The 24,468-nt window shown below is 71.6% G+C and carries 22 protein-coding genes and 1 riboswitch; of the genes, 4 read left to right on the forward strand and 18 right to left on the reverse strand.

Going from position 1 to position 24,468, the window contains the following annotated elements:
- Positions 1-351: 351 nt before the first annotated feature.
- On the reverse strand, positions 352-1,617 hold the full coding sequence (locus ABZ016_RS07975) for an MBL fold metallo-hydrolase (RefSeq protein WP_356915678.1): 1,266 nt from the start codon (positions 1,615-1,617) through the stop codon (positions 352-354).
- Positions 1,618-1,742: 125 nt separating this feature from the next.
- Between ABZ016_RS07975 and ABZ016_RS07980 the strand changes: the two genes are divergently transcribed.
- From ABZ016_RS07980 to ABZ016_RS07990, 3 genes are all read left to right on the forward strand, one after another.
- Positions 1,743-2,921, forward strand: a complete 1,179-nt coding sequence (locus ABZ016_RS07980; RefSeq protein WP_356915679.1) for a Glu/Leu/Phe/Val dehydrogenase dimerization domain-containing protein — start codon at positions 1,743-1,745, stop codon at positions 2,919-2,921.
- Between the two features lie 74 nt (positions 2,922-2,995).
- Positions 2,996-3,616, forward strand: a complete 621-nt coding sequence (locus ABZ016_RS07985; RefSeq protein WP_356915680.1) for a TetR/AcrR family transcriptional regulator — start codon at positions 2,996-2,998, stop codon at positions 3,614-3,616.
- A 56-nt stretch (positions 3,617-3,672) separates the two neighbouring features.
- Positions 3,673-4,434 carry a ZIP family zinc transporter gene (locus ABZ016_RS07990; RefSeq protein WP_356915681.1) on the forward strand — a complete coding sequence of 254 codons (762 nt, stop codon included), beginning with the start codon at positions 3,673-3,675 and terminating at the stop codon, positions 4,432-4,434.
- A 95-nt stretch (positions 4,435-4,529) separates the two neighbouring features.
- Here ABZ016_RS07990 and ABZ016_RS07995 read toward each other — a convergent pair whose 3' ends face one another.
- The 4 genes from ABZ016_RS07995 to ABZ016_RS08010 all read right to left on the reverse strand — a co-directional run bounded on the left by ABZ016_RS07995 (position 4,530) and on the right by ABZ016_RS08010 (position 9,803).
- Positions 4,530-5,315, reverse strand: coding sequence for an SGNH/GDSL hydrolase family protein (locus ABZ016_RS07995; RefSeq protein WP_356915935.1), 786 nt, complete (start codon positions 5,313-5,315; stop codon positions 4,530-4,532).
- Between the two features lie 145 nt (positions 5,316-5,460).
- Entirely contained in the window at positions 5,461-6,174 is a 714-nt protein-coding gene (locus ABZ016_RS08000) for a DUF6250 domain-containing protein (protein ID WP_356915682.1), read from the reverse strand.
- Between the two features lie 175 nt (positions 6,175-6,349).
- The gene (locus tag ABZ016_RS08005; RefSeq protein ID WP_356915683.1) at positions 6,350-7,258 is read right to left on the reverse strand and encodes a peptidoglycan DD-metalloendopeptidase family protein; all 909 of its coding nucleotides are present in this window, start codon (positions 7,256-7,258) and stop codon (positions 6,350-6,352) included.
- Between the two features lie 4 nt (positions 7,259-7,262).
- A riboswitch (cyclic di-AMP (ydaO/yuaA leader) is annotated at positions 7,263-7,424 on the reverse strand.
- Between the two features lie 309 nt (positions 7,425-7,733).
- Entirely contained in the window at positions 7,734-9,803 is a 2,070-nt protein-coding gene (locus ABZ016_RS08010) for an alpha-galactosidase (protein ID WP_356915684.1), read from the reverse strand.
- Positions 9,804-9,983: 180 nt separating this feature from the next.
- Between ABZ016_RS08010 and ABZ016_RS08015 the strand changes: the two genes are divergently transcribed.
- Positions 9,984-10,781 carry a tyrosine-protein phosphatase gene (locus tag ABZ016_RS08015; RefSeq protein WP_356915685.1) on the forward strand — a complete coding sequence of 266 codons (798 nt, stop codon included), beginning with the start codon at positions 9,984-9,986 and terminating at the stop codon, positions 10,779-10,781.
- Positions 10,782-10,790: 9 nt separating this feature from the next.
- Here ABZ016_RS08015 and ABZ016_RS08020 read toward each other — a convergent pair whose 3' ends face one another.
- The 13 genes from ABZ016_RS08020 to hpnC form a co-directional block, all read right to left on the reverse strand.
- Positions 10,791-10,910, reverse strand: coding sequence for a DUF6126 family protein (locus ABZ016_RS08020; RefSeq protein WP_356915686.1), 120 nt, complete (start codon positions 10,908-10,910; stop codon positions 10,791-10,793).
- Positions 10,907-11,560, reverse strand: coding sequence for an XRE family transcriptional regulator (locus ABZ016_RS08025; RefSeq protein WP_356915687.1), 654 nt, complete (start codon positions 11,558-11,560; stop codon positions 10,907-10,909). Before ABZ016_RS08025 ends, ABZ016_RS08020 begins: the two co-directional genes overlap by 4 nt.
- A gap of 59 nt (positions 11,561-11,619) precedes the next feature.
- Positions 11,620-13,035 (reverse strand): aspartate aminotransferase family protein, encoded by a 1,416-nt coding sequence (locus ABZ016_RS08030; protein WP_356915688.1) that lies wholly within the window; start codon positions 13,033-13,035, stop codon positions 11,620-11,622.
- Complete coding sequence (dxs, locus tag ABZ016_RS08035) at positions 13,032-14,927, reverse strand: 1-deoxy-D-xylulose-5-phosphate synthase (RefSeq protein WP_356915689.1); 1,896 nt, start codon at positions 14,925-14,927, stop codon at positions 13,032-13,034. The genes ABZ016_RS08030 and dxs overlap by 4 nt, the downstream gene beginning before the upstream one ends.
- A gap of 28 nt (positions 14,928-14,955) precedes the next feature.
- Complete coding sequence (ispG, locus tag ABZ016_RS08040; RefSeq protein ID WP_356915690.1) at positions 14,956-16,113, reverse strand: flavodoxin-dependent (E)-4-hydroxy-3-methylbut-2-enyl-diphosphate synthase; 1,158 nt, start codon at positions 16,111-16,113, stop codon at positions 14,956-14,958.
- Positions 16,114-16,117: 4 nt separating this feature from the next.
- Positions 16,118-17,140: an adenosyl-hopene transferase HpnH gene (gene hpnH / locus ABZ016_RS08045; RefSeq protein ID WP_356915691.1), complete on the reverse strand. Its 1,023-nt coding sequence runs from the start codon at positions 17,138-17,140 to the stop codon at positions 16,118-16,120.
- Positions 17,141-17,145: 5 nt separating this feature from the next.
- The gene (locus ABZ016_RS08050; RefSeq protein ID WP_356915692.1) at positions 17,146-17,787 is read right to left on the reverse strand and encodes a 1-hydroxy-2-methyl-2-butenyl 4-diphosphate reductase; all 642 of its coding nucleotides are present in this window, start codon (positions 17,785-17,787) and stop codon (positions 17,146-17,148) included.
- Entirely contained in the window at positions 17,787-19,781 is a 1,995-nt protein-coding gene (shc, locus tag ABZ016_RS08055; RefSeq protein WP_356915693.1) for a squalene--hopene cyclase, read from the reverse strand. The genes ABZ016_RS08050 and shc overlap by 1 nt, the downstream gene beginning before the upstream one ends.
- A 120-nt stretch (positions 19,782-19,901) precedes the next feature.
- Positions 19,902-20,966 (reverse strand): polyprenyl synthetase family protein, encoded by a 1,065-nt coding sequence (locus ABZ016_RS08060; RefSeq protein WP_356915936.1) that lies wholly within the window; start codon positions 20,964-20,966, stop codon positions 19,902-19,904.
- A gap of 74 nt (positions 20,967-21,040) precedes the next feature.
- Positions 21,041-22,447: a hydroxysqualene dehydroxylase HpnE gene (hpnE, locus tag ABZ016_RS08065; protein ID WP_356915694.1), complete on the reverse strand. Its 1,407-nt coding sequence runs from the start codon at positions 22,445-22,447 to the stop codon at positions 21,041-21,043.
- A complete protein-coding gene (locus tag ABZ016_RS08070) occupies positions 22,444-22,578 on the reverse strand; it encodes a DUF6380 family protein (RefSeq protein WP_356915695.1) in 135 nt (44 codons plus the stop codon). Before ABZ016_RS08070 ends, hpnE begins: the two co-directional genes overlap by 4 nt.
- The gene (gene hpnD / locus ABZ016_RS08075) at positions 22,575-23,525 is read right to left on the reverse strand and encodes a presqualene diphosphate synthase HpnD (RefSeq protein WP_356915696.1); all 951 of its coding nucleotides are present in this window, start codon (positions 23,523-23,525) and stop codon (positions 22,575-22,577) included. Before hpnD ends, ABZ016_RS08070 begins: the two co-directional genes overlap by 4 nt.
- Positions 23,522-24,427 (reverse strand): squalene synthase HpnC, encoded by a 906-nt coding sequence (hpnC, locus tag ABZ016_RS08080; protein ID WP_356915697.1) that lies wholly within the window; start codon positions 24,425-24,427, stop codon positions 23,522-23,524. The genes hpnD and hpnC overlap by 4 nt, the downstream gene beginning before the upstream one ends.
- Between the last annotated feature and the right edge of the window lie 41 nt (positions 24,428-24,468).

The following is a 24,468-nucleotide window of genomic DNA, read 5'->3' on the forward strand; positions in this document are numbered from 1 at the left end:
GGTCGCCGGCGTCCGTCGTGCGCGGGCAGCGGGGCTCCCCCTCGCGTCGACTCCCTCGTCCGCCTTGCACCTGCACGTGCCGGTCCCCACTCCCTGGTCCGCCTGCTCACCGACGGACACTGACAGTAGTCGTCAGCGCATCATGTGCGGTGGGCAGTTGACAAACTCATACGGCAAGCGTCCTGCTCTGGTATGAGGTCTCGCACGACAGATCGATAATCCCTTCCCACGTCCGGCCGCGCTCGAAGCCGGTTCGATCCGACCTGGTCAGAAGTGGTCATACGCAGACGGCGAGGGCCGGGGAGCCTCTCGCTCCCCGGCCCTCGCCGTCGGCCTTCCGTCCGTCTCCGGTCAGCTCGCCGGGAGCGTCTCCGGGTCCCCGGTGCCCTTCTCCACACCGGACCCGCCGTCACTCACCGTGTCGGCCTGGGCCACGGCTGCCGCGTCCGAGGCGGTCTTGATCGTGGCGTCGGCGAGGACCTCCCCGGCCGGGAAGCCACCCGCCGGGGCGAGCGCCACCCCACGCCACCACGGCTCGGACGGGACGGTCTCGGCCGTGGGCTCGAAAGGCTCGCCGGGGCGGGGCAGGGCGGCACGGGCCCCCGCAGCGCCGGCGGCCGCGATCGTCCCCTCGCCCGGTTCCGCCCACGGGTGGGTCGCCAGGTTGAAGGTGGCCCAGTGGATCGGCAGCATCAGGCCGTGCTCCGGCGCGCCCTGGAGGTCGAGGTGGGCGCGCATGCCCTCGTCGGGGGTCATGTGGATGTCGGGCCAGAAGTCGGAGTACGCGCCGATCTGGATCATCGTGGCGTCGAACGGCCCGTGCTCGGCGCCGATCTCCTTGAAACCGTCGAAGTAGCCGGTGTCGCCACTGTGGTAGATCCGGTGCTCGTCACCGGCGACGACCCAGGAGGCCCACAGGGTGTGCTGGGTGTTGCGCAGCCCGCGGCCGCAGAAGTGCCGGGCGGGGGTCGCGGTCAGGGTGAGGCCGCCGATCCTGGTCGCCTCGTGCCAGTCCAGTTCACGCAGCCGGCTTTCGGCCACGCCCCAGTGCTCCAGGTGCGCCCCGACGCCGAGCGGCACGGCGAACAGCGTGTCCGTGCCCGCCAGGGCCTTGATCGTGGGCATGTCCAGGTGGTCGTAGTGGTCGTGCGAGATGACCACGACGTCGACCGGGCCGAGCGCGGCCAGCGGCAGGGGCACCGGATGCAGCCGCTTGGGGCCGGCGAAGGCGAACGGGGAGCAGCGCTCGCCCCACACCGGGTCGAACAGGACGCGTGTGCCGTCGATCTCCGCGAGCACGCTGGAGTGCCCCATCCAGGTCAGCCGCAGCCCCGTGGCCGGGGGCCGGGCGAGGTCGGCGAGCGTGGTGGCGTGCACCGGCACGGTGCCCTTCGGGCTGCGCCGGGGCCGGGTCTCCTTGTCGAAGAAGACCTTCGCGAAGTCCAGGGTCGAGCCCGAGGGGCGGGTGCGCGCGGGGCCGCCGGGGTTCTGGAAGACCCCGTCCTTGAAGTGGGGCGATCTGCGGATGCGCGCCATGCGCTCACCGCGCGGGTCCGCGCCGAACGCCCCGGGCCGCAGCGCACGGAGCCCGGAGCTCAGGGAACGGAAACCGGCCACGGTACCTCCAGGTGGAGTCGGTCAGGCCTTCCATTATGGTCGGCCCCTCCTACAACAGCGGGGCGCAGGTGTCCCACCGGAGGCCATACTGACCGATGATTCAGTAATCCGGCGAAGGAGCCCGTATGGCCGCCCCCCTGCTGTCCCTCACCTGGACCGACCATCTCACCGGCCACCAGGGCTTTCTGGTCGTCGACCGGCTGGTGCGCGGCGTCGCCAGCGGCGGTCTGCGGATGCGGGCGGGCTGCACCCTGGAGGAGGTCACCGGCCTGGCCCGTGGCATGACCATGAAGGAGGCGCTGCACTACGACCCCGACAGCCGCTACGTCCCGCTCGGCGGCGCCAAGGGCGGCATCGACTGCGACCCGCGGGACCCCGAGGCCTACCCGCTGCTGGTGCGCTACCTGCGCGCCATGCGGCCGTACGTCGAGAGCCTCTGGACGACGGGCGAGGACCTGGGCCTCACCCAGGACCTGGTGGACCGCGCCGCGGCCGAGGCGGGGCTGGTCTCCTCCGTCCAGGCCGTGTATCCGCTGCTGGACGACGAGGCGGAGGCGCGGCGGCGGCTCGCGGACGCGTTCGCGGTCGAGGTGGACGGCATCGGGCTGGACGAGCTGGCCGGCGGCTGCGGTGTCGCCGAAGCGACCCTCACGGCCCTGGACCGGGCCGGCGTGCCGTACGCGGGGACGCGGGTCGCCCTCCAGGGGCTGGGCACCATGGGCGGAGCCACCGCACGCTTCCTCACCCGGGCGGGGCTCACCGTCGTGGCCGTCGCCGACGTCAAGGGCACGATCGCCAACCCGGCCGGCCTCGACGTCGAGGCGCTGCTCGCCGCCCGGGACGGGTACGGGACCGTGGACCGCTCCGCACTGCGGTCCGACGACCGCGAACTGCCGGGCGAGGCCTGGCTGTCGGCCGACGCGGACGTCCTGGTCCCGGCAGCCGTCTCGTACGCGATAGACGCCGGCAACCAGGACCGGATCACCGCCCGCTGGGTGGTCGAGGCGGCCAACATGCCGGTACGGCCGGAGGCGGAGCTGCTGCTGTCCGCCCGCGGGGTGACCGTGCTGCCGGACGTCGTGGTCAACTCCGGGACGAACGCCTGGTGGTGGTGGACGCTGTTCGGGGACGTCGGCGCCGACGCGGAGGAGGCGTTGGCGCACGTGCGCCGCTCGATGCGGGCCCTGGTGGAGCGGATGCTCGCCCGTGCGCGGGCCGACGGGACGACCCCTCGGGCCGCCGCCCACGCGATCGCCGCGGACCGGCTGCCGGAGCTGGCGGACCGGTTCGGCTGGTACCGCTGAAGGTCCCGCGGACCGTGCCGGACCGGCCGGATCACCCCGTCGATGGGGCGCACGCGCGTGTGTAGGGTGACGGCGTGACGAGAGTCCGGTTGAGCGTGGCGGAGCGGCGGGGGGAACTGCTGCGGGCCGCCGTCGAGCAGATCGAGGCCCGGGGCGTGGCGGCGGTGCGGATCGCCGACGTGGCATCGGCGCTCGGGGTGAGCAACGCGCTGGTGCTCTATCACTTCTCGACGAAGGAGCAGTTGGTCGCAGCCGCCTTCCGGCACGCGGCGGAGGGCGACCTCGCGCATCTGCGCAAGCTGCTCGGCCGCCGTACCTCGGCGCTGCGCCGGCTGCGGTCGGCCGTACGGTGGTACGCCCCCACGGGCCAGGCCAAGGGCTGGCGGCTGTGGATCGAGGGCTGGGCGGCGGCGCTGCGCGAGCCCGCGCTGCGGGAGGTCACCCAGGAGCTCGACCGGGAGTGGAAGGCGGCCATCGCCGAGGTCATCTCGGAGGGCGTGGCAGCCGGCGAGTTCCGCTGCCCCGACCCGCACGGCACGGCCCTCCGCCTCACCGCGCTCCTCGACGGATTGGCCGTGCAGCTGACGTCCTACGAGGCGGTGCCGCTAACCCGTGCCCAGGAGTGGGTGGACGAGTTGCTGACGCGCGAACTGGGTCTGAGGCCGGCCGGCTTGACCGGCCCGGCCGTGGGGTAGGCCGGCCCGGTCGGCCGTGGGGGGTGGGCACGCTCGCCGCGGGTAGACGGCGCACCATGCCAGAAGTGATGCAAGCAGGCGGCTGGGGGCTGCTGGCCGGATCCGCGCTGCTGCTGGGAGCGGTGGTCGGCTACCGGTTGCGCGTCCCGCAGAAGGTCATCGCGCTGGTGATGGCCTTCGGTGCCGGTGTACTGCTCTCAGCGGTCTCCTTCGAATTGGTCGGCGAAGCGTACGAGGAGGGCGGACTCGCCCCGGCGGTCGTCGGAACGCTGGCCGGGGCGGCGGCCTACACGGCCGGCAACCTGTGGCTGGCGGGCCGCGGCGCCCGCCACCGCAAGCGATCCGGCCATCGCCCCGCTCAGGCGCAGCCCTCGGAGGAGGAGAACAATGGCTCCGGCCTGGCGCTGGCCCTGGGCGCACTGCTCGACGGCGTCCCCGAGTCCGCCGTCATCGGTGTCAGCCTGCTCGACGGCGGGGCCGTCAGCATGGTCACCGTCGCGGCGGTGTTCATCAGCAACGTCCCCGAAGGACTGTCCAGCTCGGCCGGCATGAAGAAGGCCGGACGCGGCAAGGGCTACGTCTTCGGCGTGTGGGGGGCGATCGCCGTCGCGAGCGTCCTGTCCGCGGTGCTCGGCTACACCGTCGTGGGGGGCTTCTCCACGGACGTGGTCGCCGCGGTGACCGCCGTGGCCGCCGGCGCGATCCTGGCCATGGTCGCCGACACGATGATCCCGGAGGCGTTCGAGGAAGCCCACCTGGCGATCGGGCTGGTCACCGTCAGCGGCTTCCTGGTCTCCTTCGCCCTGTCGCACGCCTGAACAGGACGCTGAAGTGGCTGGGTCCGCCCTCCGTCCAGCCCGGGCACGGCTCCCCGAAGCCGGGGAACGAGCCCAGGGCCGGTGTGCCGGCCCCCTCACGCCACCGAAGCGATCCGCATCCTGATGTCGTCCGGCGACAGCGCGCCCTTGGCCGTCACATGGTCCCCCGACGACTCCCCGCGCAGCCGCCGCCCGATCCACGGCACCAGGAACTCCCGTGCCCAGTGGACGTCGTCCCGCCGGATGTCGAGGGTGCCGCGGGGCGGCAGCGGGGGCCACTCCTGCTCGGGGTCGGCCGGTACATCGACGCCGAGCGCCTGCCCCGCGCGCAGCGCCACCCGTGTGTGCCCCTCCGGGGACAGGTGCAGCCGGTCGGAGTCCCAGGCCCTGCGGTCCTGGACACTGCGCAGGGACCACAGGTCGAGGACCGGGCAGCCGTACCGGTCGGCGATGGCCCGGACATGCCCGTTGTACGTGGCGATCTTGCCGCGCAGGTGCTTGAGCACGGGCACGCCCCGGGTGTCGAAGCCGGTCGTCACCATCACCGTGCCCGCCACCGCGGCGAGTTGCGCGACCGCTCGCTCGAAACGCTCGGCCACCTCGTCCGGGTCGGTGCCGGGCCGGATGATGTCGTTGCCGCCGGCACAGAAGGAGACGAGGTCCGGGGCCATGTCGACGGCCCGCGGAACCTGCTCCGCCACGATCTGGTCGAGGAGCCTTCCGCGCACGGCGAGGTTGGTGTAGTGGAAGTCGCCCTCGGGCCGGCGGTCGGCGAGCAGGACGGCGAACCGGTCGGCCCAGCCGACGAACGCCCCGTCGGGGCCGGGATCACCGACGCCCTCGGTGAAGCTGTCCCCCACCGCCACGTACGACCCGATCACTGCTCTGCTGTCACTCTTCGAATCGTCTGCCACAGCCGCTCATGATTCACCTTGGAATGTGACCTACGCGACCGTAGGAAGGGGTTGACGGGCGGTGACATAAGCCACTCCTAAAGTGTTCACCAACTCCGGAATAGGCCGCTTGTCAGGAACGTTGGAGTGTCGACCAGACCCGGAAGCCCGTGATGCGGAAGTGGCTCCACACGGTCCGGAAGGCGAAGTGCCCACTCGTGTAGGGCTGCGGGTCGCGGTAGTCGAACACGAGCCGCCCGTTGTTCCACCACCGCACCGTCGAACCGTCGGAGACGATCCGGACCCGGTTCGGCTCGCCCGGCACGAGCAGCGGCTCGGTGTAGTCGAAGACCAGGGGGCGGACTCCGGCCTCACCGACGTAACGCCGCAGCCGGGTCGTGGTGTTGTAGTTGGCCCCGTAGCCGGCGTAGTACGTGGTGAGGTGGTCGTACTCGTCGAGGGCGCCGCCGCGCGGCGTCGCGAAGAGATCGTCCGGGGAGCGGACGTCGGTCGCGTTCCAGAAGTTGTTGAGGTCCGAGACCCGGTCGTTGACCCCGCCCTCGGCGACGGGCGTGGCGGTGTATTCGAGCACGTACGGACCTTGGAGTCGCCGTTTGAACCAGACGGTCGCCCCGCTGGGGACGTCGATCTCCAGCACACCGCGGGAGGCGCTGACGGTGCCGCCGTCCTGCAGTTCGGTCACCCACTGGCCGAGGCCGTGACAGAAGTCGTCGTGGGCGATGAGGCGGCGATGCCGAGGCGCGGCGTTCGCGCTCCCGGTCGGGGCGAGGGCAGCCAGCGCGGCTCCGGCTGCCAGGGCTCCGAACGTTCTGCGGGTGGTCGGCACGGGACACAGCTCCTTCAGAAAGCGCTTGCACTCACGACGGGATCACTGTGTCCCAACTGCCGTCCGCTGTCGATCCCTTGAGTGCGATCGCCGGCCGCCGCACACACCGAAAGCCGGACCCGGGGATCGGGGTCCGGCCTTCGGAGGCGTGTCAGGCAAGGGGCGTGCGGGTCGGTCAGCCGACGGAGACGCCGTGGGCGCGCAGGTAGGCGACCGGGTCCACGTCCGAGCCGTAGTCCGGCGTGGTGCGGATCTCGAAGTGCAGGTGCGGTCCGGTGACGTTGCCCGTGGCGCCGGACAGGCCGACCTGCTGCCCGGCCGTCACGGTCTGGCCGGCCGAGACGGAGAGCTGGGACAGGTGGGCGTACTGCGCGTACTTGCCGTCCTCGAGCTGGATGACGACCTGGTTGCCGTACGCGCCGCCCCAGCCCGCGGAGACGACCGTGCCCGCACCGACGGCCTTGAGGGAGGTGCCCGTCGGGACGACGAAGTCGACACCGGTGTGGTAGCCGCTGGACCACATGCTGCCGGCCATGTGGTACGGGGTGCCGATGGTGGCGCCGTCCACGGGGAGGGTGAAGCCGGAGGCGGCGGTCTCCGCGGCCGGCTTGGCGGCAGCCGGCTTCGCGGGGGTGCCGGCCTTGGGGGACGACTCGGCGGCGGACGACTTCTCGGCCGACGCCTTCGGCGCGGGCTGCGCCTCGGGCGCGCTCGCCGCCTTCGTGCCGATCGAGAGCTTCAGGCCCGGGTGGATCAGCGACGGGTCGTCACCGACGGCGTCGCGGTTGTCCGCGTAGAGCTTCTTCCAGCCGCCGCTGACGTGCTGGTCGTCGGCGATCTTCGCGAGCCAGTCACCGGCCTTCACGGTGTACGTGTGGGCACCCGTGGCCTTTTCGGCGGCCTTCTTTCCGGCGGCCGGAGCGGACTGGGCGGCTTTTTCCGGGGCCGACTGCGGGGTGGCGGCGTGGGCGCCGGCGGCCCCCATGAGGGGAAGGGCGAGGGCGGCCCCGCCGGTTCCGGCGACGGCTATGGAGCGGGTGAAACGCTGGGTCTTCGGGCGGCGGTGCTTACCCTTCGCGGGCATGGCGGATTCCTCTCCGGCGCCTGCGAGGTGAGCTGTCGGGTTCGGGCTGGAGATGCCCGGCCGCGCCGAGGTGCGGCTTAACCCCAAGCCGTTCCGGGAACCGGAACAGGCGTCTTACCTGTGGGTCCCCCGCTCCTGCCGTACGTCGGGTCAGTGTGTGCGGGCTCCGGTCGGCGGCAGGATTAGGCGTCCGTCCGGATTGGTGTGGAACGTAAGCGACCAAGACGCAATGGGACAAGCTTGCGGTTGCGCATGACGGCCTTTTCCTTGACGCGTCGGCACATTTCCCGTCACCGAGCGTGGATTACCGATCTCCGGTTTTCCTCAAAGGCCCTGAATATCGGCACAATTACGTGAACATGACGACAACACATCGTCACGAATATGACGATGCCCACACACGTGGACCCCATCTCCTTTACTTTTGGGGCACGTTATGTCGAAGCGGCCTAAATCCCCTATTCGGACAGAACGGCTACTTCCGCTTAAGGCGGACGACCGTGGCGTCCAGGTCCCCGCGCAGCCCGACCCGCAGTCCGTGATGGAGCAGGACGGCACCTCGGTGAACTTCGCCCGATTCGAGGCATTCGTACGTTGCCGACGGGTCGAGGCCACGCAGCCTGAGCGCCGGGAGGGGTTCGCCGTAGCGCTGCGCCTGGAGCCAGGCGAGGACGACGGTCTCGTCGCCGAGGACGTACTGCACCGAGCTCAGACCGCCTTCCGGCGCGCGCAGCCGGTAGAGGTCGCCGTGCTGCACCACGGGCCGGATCTCCTTGTAGAGCCCCACCCAGTCCCGCGCCTCCGCCAGCTCCTGCTCCGTCCACTTCGTGAGGTCGCCGCCGACCCCGAGCACACCGGCCATGGCGCTGACGAAACGGAACCGCAGGGAGCTGGCCCGCTGGTTGAGCATGACGTTCGGGCTGTCGGTGACCCAGGCGGCCATGACCCGCGCCGGGTGGACCTGGCTGAAGCCGTGCTGGATGGCGAGCCGGTCGAGCGGATCGGTGTTGTCGGAGGTCCACACCTGGTCCGTACGGCTCAGCACACCGAGGTCGATCCGGCCTCCGCCGCCCGAGCAGGACTCGAAGGCCACCCCCGGGTGGGCGGCCCGCAGCCGGTCCAGCAGCGCGTACAGACCCCGGACGTGGTCGACCCAGAGCCGCTGCGGATAGGGGTCGTCCGGCCAGCCGGCGTCGGAGAAGCAGCGGTTGAAGTCCCACTTGACGTAGTCGATCGGGGCGCTGGAGAGCAACGCGTCGAGCCGCTCCCAGAGGTACTCCTGGACGTCCTCGCGGGCGAGGTTCAGTACGAGTTGATTGCGGAACTCCGTCCGCTTTCGTCCCGGTTGGTACTGCACCCAGTCCGGATGGGCGCGGTACAGGTCGCTGTCCGGGTTGACCATCTCCGGCTCGACCCAGATCCCGAACTGCATGCCCAGGCCGTGCACATGGTCGGCGAGCGGCCTGAGCCCGCCGGGGAAGCGGTCGGGATTCGGCGTCCAGTCACCGAGCCCGGCCCGGTCGCTCGTACGCGCGCCGAACCAGCCGTCGTCGACCACGAACAGCTCGACACCCATGGCGGCGGCCCGCTCGGCGAGCGCCCGCTGCTGCTCCTCGGAGATGTCGAACTCGGTGGCCTCCCAGGAGTTGAACAGCACCGGCCGGTCCCGGTCCGCGTCCGGGACGACATGGGCCCGCTGATAGGCGTGCCAGGCACGGCTGGCCCCGCCGAAACCGCCGTCGCTCCAGAGTCCGGCGAAGACGGGCGTCGTGTACGACTCTCCCGCGCCCAGCGTCAGCAGGCCCGAGTCGTCGTACCCGGCCCCGCCGGTGATCTGCACGCGCGCGTCCGGGAGTTGGGCCACGGCGATCCGCCAGGACCCGGACCAGCCCAGCGCGCATCCGTAGACCTCGCCGCGTTCCTCGGTCGCGTCGGTGTCGAGCGCGACCCACGGCAGGTGCTGGTGGGAGGTGTGGCCGCGGCGACTGCCGATGACCTTCTCGCCGTGGGTGAGGGGGGAGCGCTCGAGGCGGGACTCGGCGCCCCAGCGGCCGTGCAACTGGGACAGCCGCCAGCTGTCGCGGTCGGGCAGGGTCCAGGTGGCGGAGTCGGCGCGCAGCACCTCGACGGCCGGGCCCTGGTTCTCCAGGGTCACCCAGCGCTCGATCACGTCCTCACGCATCCGGTAGTGCAGCGTGATGGTCAGTTCGCCGTCGCGGAAGCGGAGCCGCAGCTCGCCGCCCCCGGTGTCATGCCCCTCATAGGCCCACTCCGTGCCGCGCCGCTCACCGGTGCGCAGGGACAGGGCGGGGCGGACGAAGCGCGGGCCGCCTTCGACCGGGTACTCCTCGCGTCCGTCGAGCGGGGACTCGAAGGGCCAGTAGTCCGGCAGCGGGCGGACCGCCAGGGCCTCGGCGTCGGCGAGGCCGATCCGCGGGCCCCAGTGCAGGTGCAGCAGCTCGTCCCGGTCGGTGACGTGGACGGCGTAGCTGCTGGCCGGCCCCGAGAGGACCCACGTACGACCGTCTTCGGAGATGTCCAGCATCAAGGCCTCACAGATTCGAACAAGCCCGACCAGGTGCGACCAGGCCCCAACATCATCGACGGCTTCGGGGGCTCCGGGCAACGCCTGTGGACAACTGATTGCCCCTGGCAGCCATGTCGTATCGTCGAGTGGTGCCTGTCGACGAACCGCGTCGGCGGGCGCCGACTGGGAGGAGCCCCCGTGACACAGCAGGTCCCGTCGACCGAACCCGAGCTGGCCGGAGTGCGCAACTTCCGTGACGTGGGCGGGCTGCCGACCGTGGACGGACGGCGGGTGCGGCAGGGCGTGCTGTTCCGCAGCGGGCACCTCGCCCACGCGACCGGGGAGGACGCCGCCTTCCTGACCGGTCTGGGCCTGCACACGATCTTCGACTTCCGCAACGCGGCCGACCAGAAACTCGAAGGGCCGGACGTCGAGCTGCCGGGCGTGCGCAATGTGAACCTGCCGCTGAGCGACCCGGCCGACGGCGCCGAGTTCTGGAAGATGGTCCGCGACGGCGACCTGGACCAGCTGCGCGCGATCCTCTCGGACGGCAAGGGCGCGGGCCGCATGATCGCCTCCTACCGCACGATCATCAAGCACCGCACCGCCGAGCACTCCCAGGTGCTGCACGCGCTCGCCGAGGACAGCGTCCCGGCGCTGATGCACTGCGCGGCGGGCAAGGACCGCGCGGGCCTGTCCATGGCGGTGACACTGCTCGCCCTGGGCGTCGAGCGCGAGGCGATCGTCGACGACTACCTGAAGTCGAACGCCAAGCACCGCCGCTACAAGGTGCACCGCAGCAGCTCCGCCGCCTCGGCCTACTCCCCCGAGGTCATGGACCTGCTCAGCCCCCTGTTCGACGCGCGCGTGGAGTACCTGACGGCGGCCTTCGACACCATCGACGAGAAGTGGGGCGGCGTCGACGCCTACCTGGAGGAGGGCCTCGGGCTCACTCCCCAGGCCCGCAAGCGCCTGCGGGAGCGGCTTCTCGACTGAGGCCCTCGGCTAACGGGCCCCCGCCTCGAACAGGAACCACACGAACGCGGCGAAGAGGTGCCCCGCCACGAGGTAGATGAACAAGCGCACCCACAGGGCGCGGGGAAACTTCTCCTCCATGTCGGTCATGACAGGTCTCCAGGGGTGGGGCCCAGGCACAGTGCGGCCGTGGGGCTCTGCAGCAGGGTGTGGACGAAGAGCAGTTCGACGCCGTCGTGGTCCTCGGCGGCGATCCGGTGCGGGGTGAGCGAGTCGAAGTGGGCGCTGTCGCCGGGCGCCAGCCGGTGCGTGGTGTCGCCGAGGCGCAGCCGCAGCCGTCCCCGCAGTACATGGAGCCACTCCTCGCCCGGATGGACGCGCACGATGTCGCCCTGGGAGCCGTACGGGACGTGGACGCGCAGCGCCTGCATCCCGCGCCCGGGGGCGCCGGCCTGCCAGTACGTCCAGCCGCCCGCCGTGGTCGGCTCCATGTCGGCCGCGCGCACCACGGCCTCCCGGTCGGCGGCCGTCTCGCCGAGCAGTTCGGAGACGGTCGTACCGTAGACACGGGCGAGTGCGAGCAGCATCGGCAGCGAGGGCTGTCGCTGCCCGGTCTCCAGCCGGGAGAGGTGCGCGGGCGACAGCCCGGCGGCGCGGGCGGCGGCCTCCAGCGTCAGGGAGGCCTGGCGCCGCAGCGCCCGCAGCTGCGGCGCGACGGCGGGCAGCGCACCGGCGGGGCCGGTGGGCGGATCGGCCTCGGCGTTCGGCCCGGAGGAGCGCTCGGGCTCGGAAAGGCTCATGTCCTCATTGAGCCGCACGCTTGCCTCAGCGGCAAATTTCTTGTCTCACAGGCAAAAGCTCAGCGGTTCGCCACCGCCTGTTTGACGAGCGTCCGCCCGAAGTCCCAGACCAGCCCGCCGTCATGCGCGTCGTCCATCACGGCGGTGAAGGCGTCGACGAACCGGTCCACCTCCCGCTCGCCGATGATCAGCGGCGGGATCAGCTTGATCACCTCCATGTGATCGCCGGAGACCTGGGTCAGGATCCGGTGCTTCTGGAGCAGCGGCACCACGACCATCTGGGCGAAGAGCCCCTTGCGCGCGGCCTGGAGCATGGCCCAGCGGCCGCGTAGTTTCAGCGACTTCGGCCGGCCGAACTCGATGCCGATCATCAGGCCCCGGCCGCGCACGTCGGCGAGCATCTCGTACTGGTCCGTCAGCGCCGCGAGCCGCGATCTGAGCAGTTCCCCGGTGCTGCGGACGCCCGCGACGATCTGCTCGTTCTCCATCACCGACAGCACCGCGAGTCCGGCCGCCATGGCCTGCGCGTTGGACCCGAAGCTCGCCGAGTGGACCAGCACCCGGTCCATCGACGAGTAGACCTTCTTGAAGATCCAGTCCTTGCCGAGCGTGGCGCCCACCGGCACATAGCCGCCGGAGAGCGCCTTGGCCACGCACACCAGGTCGGGTTCCACGCCCTCCTCGTGCTGGTAGCCGTAGAAGTCGCCGGTCCGGCCGAGGCCCGTCTGCACCTCGTCGGCGATGAGCAGTGCCTTGTGCCGGTGCAGCAGCTCCTGGGCGGCCCGAAGGTACCCGGGCGGGGCCGCCAGCACGCCCTTGCCCTGGATCGGCTCCACGATCAGGGCGGCGACGTCGCCCTTCCTCAGCTCCCTCTCCAGTGCGTCGAGGTCGCCGAGCGGTACGGCCGTGTCGGGGAGCAGCGGGGCGAAGCCGTCGCGGAAGCCGGACTCGCCGTTGACGGAGAGGGAGCCGGTGGTCAGGCCGTGGAAGGCGTGCGCGCAGTACAGGATCCTCGGCCGGCCGGTGACGAACCGGGCGAACTTCAGCGCGCCCTCGACCGCCTCCGTGCCGCTGTTGCCGAAGAACACCCGGTCCAGGTGCGGGCTGTGCGCGAGGAGCCTCTCGGCCAGCAGGCCGGGCAGCGGCTGGCAGTCGAAACGGGTGAGGTCGGCGAGACCGGCGTCCAGCACGTCGTGCAGCGCCTTGCGCACGACGGGGTGGTGGCGGCCGAGGCCCATCACCCCGAAGCCGGCGAGCATGTCCAGGTAGTCGTTGCCGTCCGCGTCGTAGAAGTAGGCGCCCTCGGCGCGCTCGTAGACGTTGTCGAAGCCGATGGTGTGCAGCATGCGCGGGAGCTGGTGGTTGAGGTACCGGGTGTGCAGCTCGTAGCGCTCGGCTCCGCGTTCGGTCAGCAGTCTGCCGAGGTCGAACGCCCCAGCCTGCGACGACTCCGACGCGGGTTCGGCGGTTGTCATTCCTGTGGCTCCTTGGACAGCTCTTCCTTGACGGTCAGGCTCGCGCTGATCCGTCCGGCGATCTCGACGGGCGTCAGGCCGATGTCGGCGAGCACCTCGCCGCGCTTGGCGTGCGCGAGGAACTGCTCGGGGATGCCGAACCGCCGTACGGGGACGTCGACGTCGGCATCGCCGAGGGCCAGCGCGACGGCCGAGCCGACCCCGGCCGCCCGGCTGTTGTCCTCGACGACGGCGACCAGGCGGTGTGCGGCGGCGAGGCCCGGGAGTGCCGGGTCCACGGGCTTGACCCAGCGGGGATCGACGACGGTGCAGCCGATTCCGCGGGCTTCGAGCAGGTCGGCGGCCTGGAGGCAGACGGGCGCCATGACACCGACGGCCACCAGGAGGACCTCCGGCTGAGCGGAACGGTGCAGCACGTCGAGGCCGCCCACCCGGTCGACAGCCGGGATGGACGGGCCGACGGACTCCTTCGGGAAACGCAGCAGGGTGGGCGCGTCGTCGACGGCGACGGCCTCGCGCAACTGCAGGCGCAACTGGTCGGCGTCGCGGGGCGCGGCGATCCTGAGGCCCGGGACGACCTGGAGGACGGACATGTCCCACATGCCGTTGTGGGAGGCGCCGTCGACGCCGGTGACACCGGCCCGGTCCAGCACGAAGGTCACCCCGCAGCGGTGCAGGGCCACGTCCATCAGGAGCTGGTCGAAGGCGCGGTTCAGGAAGGTGGCGTAGACGGCGACGACCGGGTGCAGGCCGCCCGTCGCCAGGCCGGCCGCGGAGACGGCTGCGTGCTGCTCGGCGATGCCGACGTCCCACACCCGGTCCGGGAACCGCTCGGCGAACCCGCCGAGGCCGACCGGGTGCAGCATGGCGGCAGTGATCGCGACCACGTCGTCCCGTTCCTCACCGATCCGCACGATCTCCTCGCCGAACACGGAGGTCCAGGAAGGGCCGCCCGACGGCGCGAGCGGCTCGCAGGTCAGCGGGTTCATGACGCCGACGGTGTGGAAGTGGTCCTCCTCGTGGGCCAGGGCGGGTTCACAGCCGCGGCCCTTCTCCGTCAGGCAGTGGACGAGGACCGGCCCGTGGAAGCGTTTCGCCCGCCGCAGCGCGGACTCCACGGCCCCGATGTCGTGCCCGTCGATCGGCCCGACGTACTTCAGGCCCAGGTCCTCGAACAGGCCCTGCGGGGCGAACGCGTCCTTGAAGCCCTTCTTCGCTCCGTGCAGGGCCTCGTAGAGGGTGTTGCCGACCAGGGGTGTGCCCTGGAGCACGTCCTTGCCCCAGGCCAGCACCCGCTCGTAGCCGTCGGTGGTGCGCAGGGTGGCGAGGTGGTTGGCGAGGCCGCCGATGGTCGGGGCGTAGGAGCGTTCGTTGTCGTTGACGACGATGATCAAGGGGCGGTTCCGGGCCGCCGCGATGTTGTTCAGCGCCTCCCAGGCCATGCCGCCGGTCAGGGCGCCGTCGCCGATCACCGCGACGACATGGCCCTTCTCCCCCCGTACCTGGCGGGCCTTGGCGAGCCCGTCGGCCCAGCCGAGCGCCGTGGAGGCGTGGCTGTTCTCGATGACGTCGTGCTCGGACTCCTCGCGCGAGGGGTAGCCGGACAGGCCGCCCTTGCCGCGCAGTTTGGAGAAGTCCTGGCGTCCGGTGAGCAGTTTGTGGACGTAGCTCTGGTGGCCGGTGTCCCACAGGATGCGGTCGACCGGTGACTCGAAGACCCGGTGCAGGGCGACGGTCAGCTCGACCACGCCCAGGTTGGGTCCCAGGTGCCCGCCGGTCCTTGCGACCGCGTGCACCAGGAACTCCCTGATCTCCTCGGACAGTTCTCCCAGCTCCGCCCCGGACAGCGCCTTCAGGTCGCGTGGTCCACGGATGCTCTCCAGAATCGTCACGCTCGGGCCCCCTTCAATTCCGTGCCGCTCAGCTCACGGTGACGGCCGGCTCCCCCGACCCCACGCCGTCCTGCTCCATCTGCTCGGCGATCTTCATCGCCTCTTCGATCAGCGTCTCGACGATCTTCGACTCGGGGACGGTCTTGATGACCTCGCCCTTCACGAAGATCTGCCCCTTGCCGTTGCCGGAGGCCACCCCCAGGTCGGCCTCCCGCGCCTCGCCGGGGCCGTTGACCACGCACCCCATGACGGCGACGCGCAACGGCACCTCCATGCCTTCGAGCCCGGCCGTGACCTCGTCGGCCAGCTTGTAGACGTCGACCTGGGCACGGCCGCAGGACGGGCAGGAGACGATCTCCAGCCTGCGCTGCCTGAGCCCCAGGGACTCGAGGATCTGGATGCCGACCTTGACCTCCTCGGCCGGAGGCGCCGACAGCGACACCCGGATCGTGTCGCCGATGCCCCGCGACAGCAGCGCCCCGAACGCCACCGCCGACTTGATCGTGCCCTGGAACGCCGGCCCGGCCTCCGTCACGCCCAGGTGCAGCGGATAGTCACAACTCTCCGCGAGCTGCCGGTACGCCTCGATCATCACGACCGGGTCGTTGTGCTTGACGGAGATCTTGATGTCCCGGAAGCCGTGCTCCTCGAACAGGGACGCCTCCCACAGGGCCGACTCGACCAGGGCCTCGGGGGTGGCCTTGCCGTACTTCTGGAGGAGGCGCCGGTCCAGCGACCCGGCGTTGACGCCGATCCGGATCGGGGTCCCGTGGTCCTGGGCGGTCTGCGCGATCTCCTTGACCCGGTCGTCGAACTGCTTGATGTTGCCGGGGTTGACGCGGACTGCGGCGCAGCCCGCCTCGATGGCCGCGAAGACGTACTTGGGCTGGAAGTGGATGTCGGCGATCACCGGGATCTGCGACTTGCGGGCGATGGTCGCCAGCGCGTCCGCGTCGTCCTGCGTGGGGCAGGCGACCCGGACGATCTGGCAGCCGGACGCGGTGAGCTCGGCGATCTGCTGCAGCGTGGCGCCGACGTCCGACGTACGGGTCGTCGTCATCGACTGCACCGACACCGGGGCCCCGCCGCCGACCGCCACCGGGCCGACCTGGATCCGGCGCGAGACGCGCCGCTCCGCGATCGGCCGGGCCGGTACCTCGGGGACCCCCAGGGGGACGGCGGTCATGGCGTCATTCCCGGTTTCCGGAGACCGTCTCGCGCATGGCGCGCAGGGACTCCTTCAGGGACCCCATGGTGGCGAGGACGGCGGTCGGCTCATAGCCGCAGTGCGCCATGCAGTTGGCGCAGCGCGGGTCCTTGCCGCGGCCGTACTTGTCCCAGTCGGTGTCCTCGACCAGCTCGCGGTACGTCGGCACGTACCCGTCGGCCATCAGGTAGCAGGGGCGCTGCCAGCCGAAGAGCGAGTAGTTCGGGATCGCCCACGCGGTGCACGGGAAGTCCACCTTGCCCTCCAGGAAGTCCAGGAAGAGCGGGGAGTGGTTGAGCCGCCAGCGGCGCCGGTTGCCGCCCGCGAAGGCCTTCCTGAACAGCTCGCGGGTCTGCTCCACGCCCAGGAAGTGCTCCTGGTCGGGGGCCTTCTCGTAGGCGTAGGCCGGCGAGATCATCATCTCGTCGACCTTGAGGTCGTCGTTGAGGAAGTTCAGCACCTCGACGACGGTCTGCGGGGTGTCGGTGTTGAAGAAGGTCGAGTTGGTGGTCACCCGGAAGCCGCGCCGTTTGGCTTCCTTGATGGCCTCCACCGCCTCGTCGAACACGCCCTCCTTGGCCACCGACTCGTCGTGCCGCTCACGCAGCCCGTCGATGTGCACGGCGAAGGCGAAGTAGGGGGAGGGCTCGAACTTGTCCATCTTCTTGCGCATGAGCAGTGCGTTGGTGCACAGGAAGACGTACTTCCGCCTGGCCACCAGCTGACGTGCGATCTCGTCGATCTGCGGGTGCATCAGCGGCTCGCCACCGGCGATGGACACCATCGGGGCGCCGGACTCCAGCACCGCCCCGACCGCCTGGGCGACCGGCATCCGCTGCTTGAGCACCCCGGCCGGATGCTGGATCTTGCCGCACCCCTCGCACTTGAGGTTGCAGGCGTACAGCGGCTCCAGCTCGACGATGAGCGGGAACTTGTCCCGTCGGCGCAGCTTCTGTTCAGCCAAGTACGTAGCGACCTTGATGGACTGTCGGAGCGGCATGGCCATCTGGCTCACCTCCTGGGGAGCAGCAAGGAACGGTGCCATTCGAGATAAGCGGGAAGGACGGAGCGAAGGACACGGAAAGCTGATATTCCACCGCGCACCGTGCCGATCCGGACGAGTTCATGTTCAGGAGCGTCCACGACCACCCGGACGGCCGCAACCGGGCGCTCGCCCGCGCGCACGGCGCTCAGGAGCGTGGCAGCGGACTCCATGTCGACCGCGATCGCTCCGGTTGCGAACAGATCGGACCGTTCGGGGCCGCGCACGACGTGGTCGGAGCCGGTGAGCGGGCCCGTGTGCACGGTCCGTCCGGGCACGACCCGGGCCAGCTCCTTGACCAGCCGCTCGGTCCCCACACAGGCGGTCGTGCCGTGCGGGTCGCGGGTCTCCTCGGCGACGACCAGGTCCCCGGGGTGCATACCGGGGGCGAGTCCCGCGCAGAAGCCGGTGGCCAGGACGGCGGCGTCGCGCAGGGCCGGGTCGGCGAGCATCCGGGTGACGGACCGCTCGGCCGCCGCCGGTCCCATGCCCGTGCGCAGCACGGTCACCGGCCCGCCCGCGCCGTCGCGCTCCCCCGCCCGCAGGGCGAGCTGCTCGATACCGAGCGCGCAGGCGATCAGCAGCGGGGCCGGGGCGGACCGGGTGTTCATCAGCCGGCCTCGCGCCGGTCGGCGAAGGGCTCCCCGTGGACGTACCGGCCGAGCGCGGTGAGCGGGAACACCTGCCGGTAGAGGTGGTAGTTGATCGAGAAGTCCCACGGGAAGCCCGTCCCCGTGAAGTACGGCTCGTCCCAGGAGCCGTCCTCCCGCTGGGTGGCGGCGAGCCACTCGACGCCGCGTTCGACGGCCTTGGAGTCCCGCTCCCCCGCCGCGAGCAGGGCCATCAGGGCCCATGCCGTCTGGGAGGCGGTCGAGGCGCCTCGGCCGCTCCACTCCTTGACGTACTTGTAGGAGCGCAGGTCCTCGCCCCAGCCGCCGTCGTCGTTCTGGACCGACTCCAGCCAGGTCACCGCCCGCCGGATCGCCGGGTGTGCGGCGGGGATGCCGGCCGCGACCAGGGCGGGTACGACGGATCCGGTGCCGTAGACGTAGTTGACGCCCCAGCGTCCGAACCACGAGCCGTCCGGCTCCTGCTCCGCCAGCAGCCACTCGATGCCGCGCCGGGTGCGCGGGTCGTGGGCGAGACCCTCCACCGCGAGCATCTCGACGACGTGCGCGGTGACATCGGCGGAGGGCGGGTCGATGACCTCGCCGAAGTCGCAGAACGGCAGCCGGTTCGGGAACGGGCTGGTGTTGTCGACGTCGAAGGCGGCCCACGCCCCGTTCTTCGACTGCATGCCGAGGGTCCAGCGCATCCCGCGCCCGACGGCCTTGTCCACCCGCACCGGGTCGTGGTGGGTGATCCGGCGCAGCGCGAGGATCACCTCGGCCGTGTCGTCGATGTCGGGGTAGTTGTCGTTGTGGAACTCGAACGCCCAGCCGCCGGGCGGGAGTCCGGGCCGGCGCACCGACCAGTCACCGGGGCGGACGATCTCCTCGCCCAGCATCCAGTCCGCCGCTTTCACCAACTGCGGGTGGTCGGCGGGCAGTCCGGCGTCGACCAGCGCGATCGCGGCGAGGCAGGTGTCCCACACCGGCGACTGGCAGGCCTCGACCATCCGGGCCCCGTCCTCGCGCCAGACGGCGAAGCGGTCCAGGGACGCCAGGCCTTCGCGCATCACGGGGTGCCGGAGGTCGTAGCCGAGCAGGTGCAGGGCGATGATCGAGTACACGGCGGGGGGCTGGATGCCGCCCCAGCAGCCGTCGTTCTCCTGCCGCTCGATGATCCAGCGGGCGGCGGCGTTCATGGCGGCTCTGCGCAGTCTGCGGGGCGCCACCTTCCGCAGGGCGTGCAGGCCCTTGTCCATGCGCTGGAAGGCCCCGTCCCAGCTGAACGCCGGCGCGAGGGGCCTGGGCGGGTTGGGCCGGTCCGGGTCGGTGTGCAGCTCGTCGAGCGGGAAGGGCGCGGGGCGTACCGGCCGCTTCGCCGAGACGATCGTCAACGGCACTATGGTCTGCCGTGCCCAGCAGCCGAAGTCGTAGATGTTGAGGGGCACCCACTTGGGGAACCAGATGAGCTCCGGCGGGAGTTCGGGCAGGTCCTCCCACTTCCACCAGCCGAAGAGGGCCAGCCAGATCCGGGTGAAGACCCGGGCCGCGGCGATGCCGCCCTGTTCGCGGATCCAGGCGGAGGCCTTCGCCAGGTGCGGCGCGTCGGGCGCGTCACCGGCCAGGCGCAGGGCGACGTACGCCTCGATGGTGGTGGAGAGTTCGCCCGGTCCGCCGTAGAAGGAGGCCCACGTGCCGTCCTCGCGCTGCTCGCCGCGGATGAAGAGCGCCGCGGCCCGAGCGGTCTTCTCGTCGAGGATCCCGAGGAACTGCCGCAGCATCAGGTCCTCGGCGTCCATCGTGACGTTGGTCTCGAGGTCGCCCTTCCACCAGCCCTGGGCGTCCTGGCGGGAGAGCAGGAAGTGGGTGGCGCGCTGCGCGGCGCGTGCGGCGGTTTCCCGGACCCCGGCCGCCACCGGGGTGTCGATGTCCTGTTCGCTGGCCGCGTCGGCGCGGGGTGGCAGGGCCCCGGTGCTTCCGTCGGTCGTCGCTGTCATGGCTTCCCCTTCGTGCAGTGGTGCAAGGCAGTGCAGCTGCTGTGGGTCCGCCGTCGGCCGGTGCGTGGTGGCTCGCGGCACCGGTCGGCGACTACGCGAGGGTTATTCGGCCGATAGTGATCATCTCTTCCGTACGACGACGAAGTCGGCGAGTGCCGCGAACTGCGCCCGCACCCGGTCGGGCATGTCCACGGCATCGAGGGCTTCGAGGGCGATGGTGTGCTGACGGCGTGCTTCCCCGGCGGTCCACTCACGGCCGCCGGCCTCCTCGATGAGGGCGGCTCGGGCCGCGAACTCCTCCTCGGAGAAGTTCTCGAAGTCGCTGCTCTTGGCGTCGGCGGCGAGGATCTCGCCGAGCCGCTCGGAGGCGCTGCCGCCCGCCGCGAGCGCGGCCACGACCGGCAGCGACTTCTTGCGCTGGCGCAGGTCGCTCCAGGTCTGCTTGCCGGTGGAGTCCGGGTCGCCCCAGATGCCGAGGAGGTCGTCGACGGCCTGGAAGGCGAGGCCCAGGTGGTAGCCGTACTTCTCCAGGGTGTCGGCGGTGCGCTCGTCGGCGCCGCCGAGGACCGCGCCGATGGAGCTGGCGCAGGCGAGCAGAGCGCCGGTCTTGTTGCCCTCCATCTCCAGGCACTCCTCGACGGTGACGCGGTCGCGGTGCTCGTAGGAGATGTCCTGGGCCTGACCGTCGATCAGAGCGCGGGTGGCGGTGGTCAGACGGCGGGTGGCGCGGCCGGCCTCGACGGTGCCGAGTTCGAGGAGCATCTCGTTGGCGAGGGCGAAGAGGGCGTCGCCGACCAGGATGGCCTGGGCGGGGCCGTGCACCTTCCAGACCGTGTCACGGTGACGGCGCTGTTCGTCGCCGTCCATCAGGTCGTCGTGGAGGAGGGAGAAGTTGTGGACGAGTTCCACGGCGACGGCGCCGGGGATGCCGGTCTCGGGGGCGGCTGACATGACCTCGGCGGACAGCACCGCGAGGGCGGGGCGTACGGCCTTGCCGCCGTCACCCGCCGCGGGCCTGCCCTGGGCGTCGATCCATCCGAAGTGGTAGGCGGCAACAGTGTCCATGGGAGGTGCCAGGCGGTCGATGGCCGCCCGCAGTACCGGCATGGCCAGGGTCCGGCCGCGCTCCAGGAGCGCGGTCACGTCCACCGCGGTCTCTCGAGCGGCCTTCGAGGCCGGGGGCACAGTGGGCACAGTCTCTCCTCTTGTTGCGGTACCGGAAGTGCGGGAGCCGTCTGCCGCGCTGCCCTGATCGAGCATCACGCCGCCTCCTCGAACTCGAAGAGGTGACGAGGGCGAGGCCGGCCCAGGGCGCCCAGCACGGCGTCCGCCGCACCGACTCCGCTGCGGACCGCACTCTCCATGGTCGCGGGCCACCCTGTGGCGGTCCACGCTCCGGCCAGGTACAGGCCGGATGCCTTGGTGCGGGCGCCGGGCCTGAGGCGCCCGACGCCGGGGGTGGGAGCGAACGTCGCCGTGCGCTCCCGGGTGACGAAGAAGTCCCTCACTTCGGCGCCGCGGGTCAGCGGCAGGAGTCGCTCCAGTTCGGGCAGGTACCGCTCGCGGAGCACGGCCACGGGCTGGTCGATCTCGTCCTGGGCCGCCGACTGGGACAGGGCGAGGTACTGCCCGTCACGCAGCCCGGACGCCCCCGTGCGGTCGAAGACCCACTGCACCGGGCTGCCGAGCGCGGCGAAGAACGGCCGGGTCAGCACCTTCCGGTCGTAGACCACATGGACGTTGAGGATGGGCGCGGTGCCGATCTCCAGGAGCCGTTCGGGGGCGTCGAGGGCACCGGCGGGCAGCAGGTCGTGGGCCTCGCGCTGCGGTACGGCGAGCACCACCGCGTCGGCCTCCAGCATCTCGCCGGGGACCTGGACGCGCCACCCGCCGCTCCCGTCCCCGCAGACGGAGGTGACCCGGGCACGGAGCTCGGTACGGACGCCCGCGGAGTCGAGCGCCTTGCGGGCCAGCCGGTCGTGCAGGTCGCCGAGCGGGACGTGCGCCCAGCCGATGTCGGCCGCGCCCGGGTCGGACAGCAGGCCGGTCTTGAACACCATCGCGGCGAGTGCCAGGGAGGCGTCGCCGGCGACCGCGTTGAGGGTGGCGACTCCGACCAGGTCCCACAGGGCCTCGACGGCCCGCGCGGACTGGCCGTGCGCGGCCAGCCAGCTGCCGAAGTCCTGCGTGTCCAGGGCCGGATCGGCGAGGTCCAGCCCCTTGAGCGCGAGCGCGGCCCGCCCCACCCTGGCGCGGTCGGTGAGCGACAGGTGCGGGTAGGCGGCGAGGCTGCGTCCCAGGTGCAGGGGCACGGGCAGCGGGTCGCGCCGCAGCCTGCCGAGCCGGCGTCCCGCGGGCCGCGCGGCGTTCAGGACGGGTACGTCGAGCCGGTCCTGCAGCGGGGCCAGTGCCGCGCCCTCGACGCGGTCGAGGAACCAGCGGTAGGCGGTGCAGCAGCGCAGGTAGACGTGCTGTCCGTTGTCGACGGTGAGCTCGCCGCGCTGGAAGGAGAAGGCCAGGCCGCCGAGTCGCGGCCGGCCCTCCAGCAGGGTGACGCGCACTCCGGCGTCGGCGAGCGCGAGCGCGGCGGTGGTGCCGGCGAGCCCGCCGCCCACCACGACGACGTGCCGCCCGTCCGGCCCCTGGGACCGCGTGCCGTGGGTCATCGTGCCCCCTCCCCTGCGCCGCGGGCGTACTGCTCGAACGGAGCACGACCCGCCGTCTCCGACAGGGACGCGACACCATGTCGGAGGGTTGCCCACCGCTTTCCGCCGAGGGCGGCACTTTCGTCCGTCACGCACGCCTCCTGACGACCCGTCGGGTCACATGCCGGGCGTCCAGGCCGGACAGGCCGCGTACCGCGACGTAGGCCTTCTCCCGGCCGGGCAGGGAGACGCGGCCGCGCAGGACGGCCTCCGGGTCGCGCTCGATGCGGTCGAGGAGGCGGCGGTAGATGCCGGCCATGGCGGCGACGCAGGCGCCGCTGCGCCGGTCGAGCATGGGGAGCAGCCGGTAGCCCTCGGCGAAAAGAGCGCGGGCCCGTCGCACTTCGAAGTGCACGAGGCCCGCGAAGTCGGAGCCCTGAGGTGGCCGTGGCCCGGTGAAGCCGGCCGAGCAGCCGAACTTGGCGAGGTCGTCGGCGGGCAGGTAGGTACGGCCGCCCACGGCGTCCTCGCGGACGTCCCTGAGGATGTTGGTGAGCTGGAGCGCGAGGCCGAGCGTGTCTGCGTACTCGGGCGCGCGGTCGACGCCGCGCGCCCCCGGTTCCGTGCCGAACACCCCGAGCGAGAGGCGTCCGATGGCGCCCGCCACACAGCGGCAGTAGACCTTCAGGTCGTCCCAGGTCTCGTAGGTCTCGCCGCGGACGTCCATCAGGACGCCGTCGATGAGCTCGTCGAGTCCGCCGAGCGGGATCGGGAAGTGACCGGCGGCGTGCGCGAGGGCGACGGCGACCGGGTCGGTGTCGTCCTCGTCGACCTCGCCCTCGCGGATCCGGGTGAGGAGCGCCCGGGTCTCCTCCAGCCTGGGGACCTTGACGTCGTCGGCGAGCGCGCCGTCGCCGATGTCGTCGACCCGCCGCGAGAACGCGTACAGCGCCGACATCGCGCGGCGCTGGGGCGCCGGCAGCAGCCGGATGCCGTAGGCGAAGTTACGGGCCTGCCGCCCGGTGACGGCCTCGCAGTAGCTGTAGGCGGCGAGTACCGGTGGGGACGCGTGTGGTTCCGACTCCACGGTCCGGATCACCCCTTCCCTCGCAGAGTCACGCCCACCTCACGCAGCAACTGGACCTTGCCGGGCTCGGGCGGGCCGGAAAGTACGTCGTAGTCGGCGGCGGCGATCGCGCGGACGGCCGCCCTTCCCCCTGCCACGAACCCTGCGAGCAGCAGCTTCAGCCTGCCGTGGACGCTACCCACCAAGGGGGCGCCTTCATTCAGGAGGTCCCGGGCCCTTTGCGCTTCGTACGCAATCAACGCACGGACCGACGCTCCGGCGGATTTCGTGGCGAGATCCGCCTCCTGGACATGGAAACGCTTCATGTCGGCGGCGGGCAGGTAAACACGGTCACGGCCGAGGTCCTCGGCCACGTCCTGGAGGTGCTCGACGATCTGGAGGGCCGTGCAGATCATGTCGGAGCGGCGGATCCGCTCGGGCGTGGACGTGCCGGTGACGGCGAGGACGAGACGGCCGACCGGGTTGGCGGACAGTTCGCAGTACGCGACGAGGTCGTCGTAGGTCTCGTACCGCCTGACCTGCTGGTCCTGACGGTTGGCGGCGATCAGGCCGAGGAACGGCTCCGGGGTGAGCGAGCGGCGGCGGACGGTCGGCCGGAGGCGGCGCAGCAGGGGGTGGTGCGGGGTGGTCGAGCCGAAGACCCTGCGCAGGTCGGCCTCGAACGCGTCCAGCAGGACCAGCCGGTCCGCGGCCTCCTCGGGGGACAGGCCGAGCAGCCGGGCGTCGGCGCCGCCGGGAGCCAGGTCGCCGTCGCCGATGTCGTCGACGAGGCGGGCGAAGCCGTAGACGGCCATGAGGTCCTCGCGCCAGGCCCGGGGCAGGAAGAACGGGGCTACGGGGAAGTTCTCTCCCGCGGCCTTGTCGAGGGTGCCGCGCTCCGGATCGAGGGCGCGCGCCGTGCCGGTTCCCGTCACCGCCGACTGCCCGGAGCGGGGACGGCACGTGCTGCGTGGAG

The organism is Streptomyces sp. NPDC006372, assembly GCF_040612515.1.
In the GTDB taxonomy this organism is placed as follows: domain Bacteria; phylum Actinomycetota; class Actinomycetes; order Streptomycetales; family Streptomycetaceae; genus Streptomyces.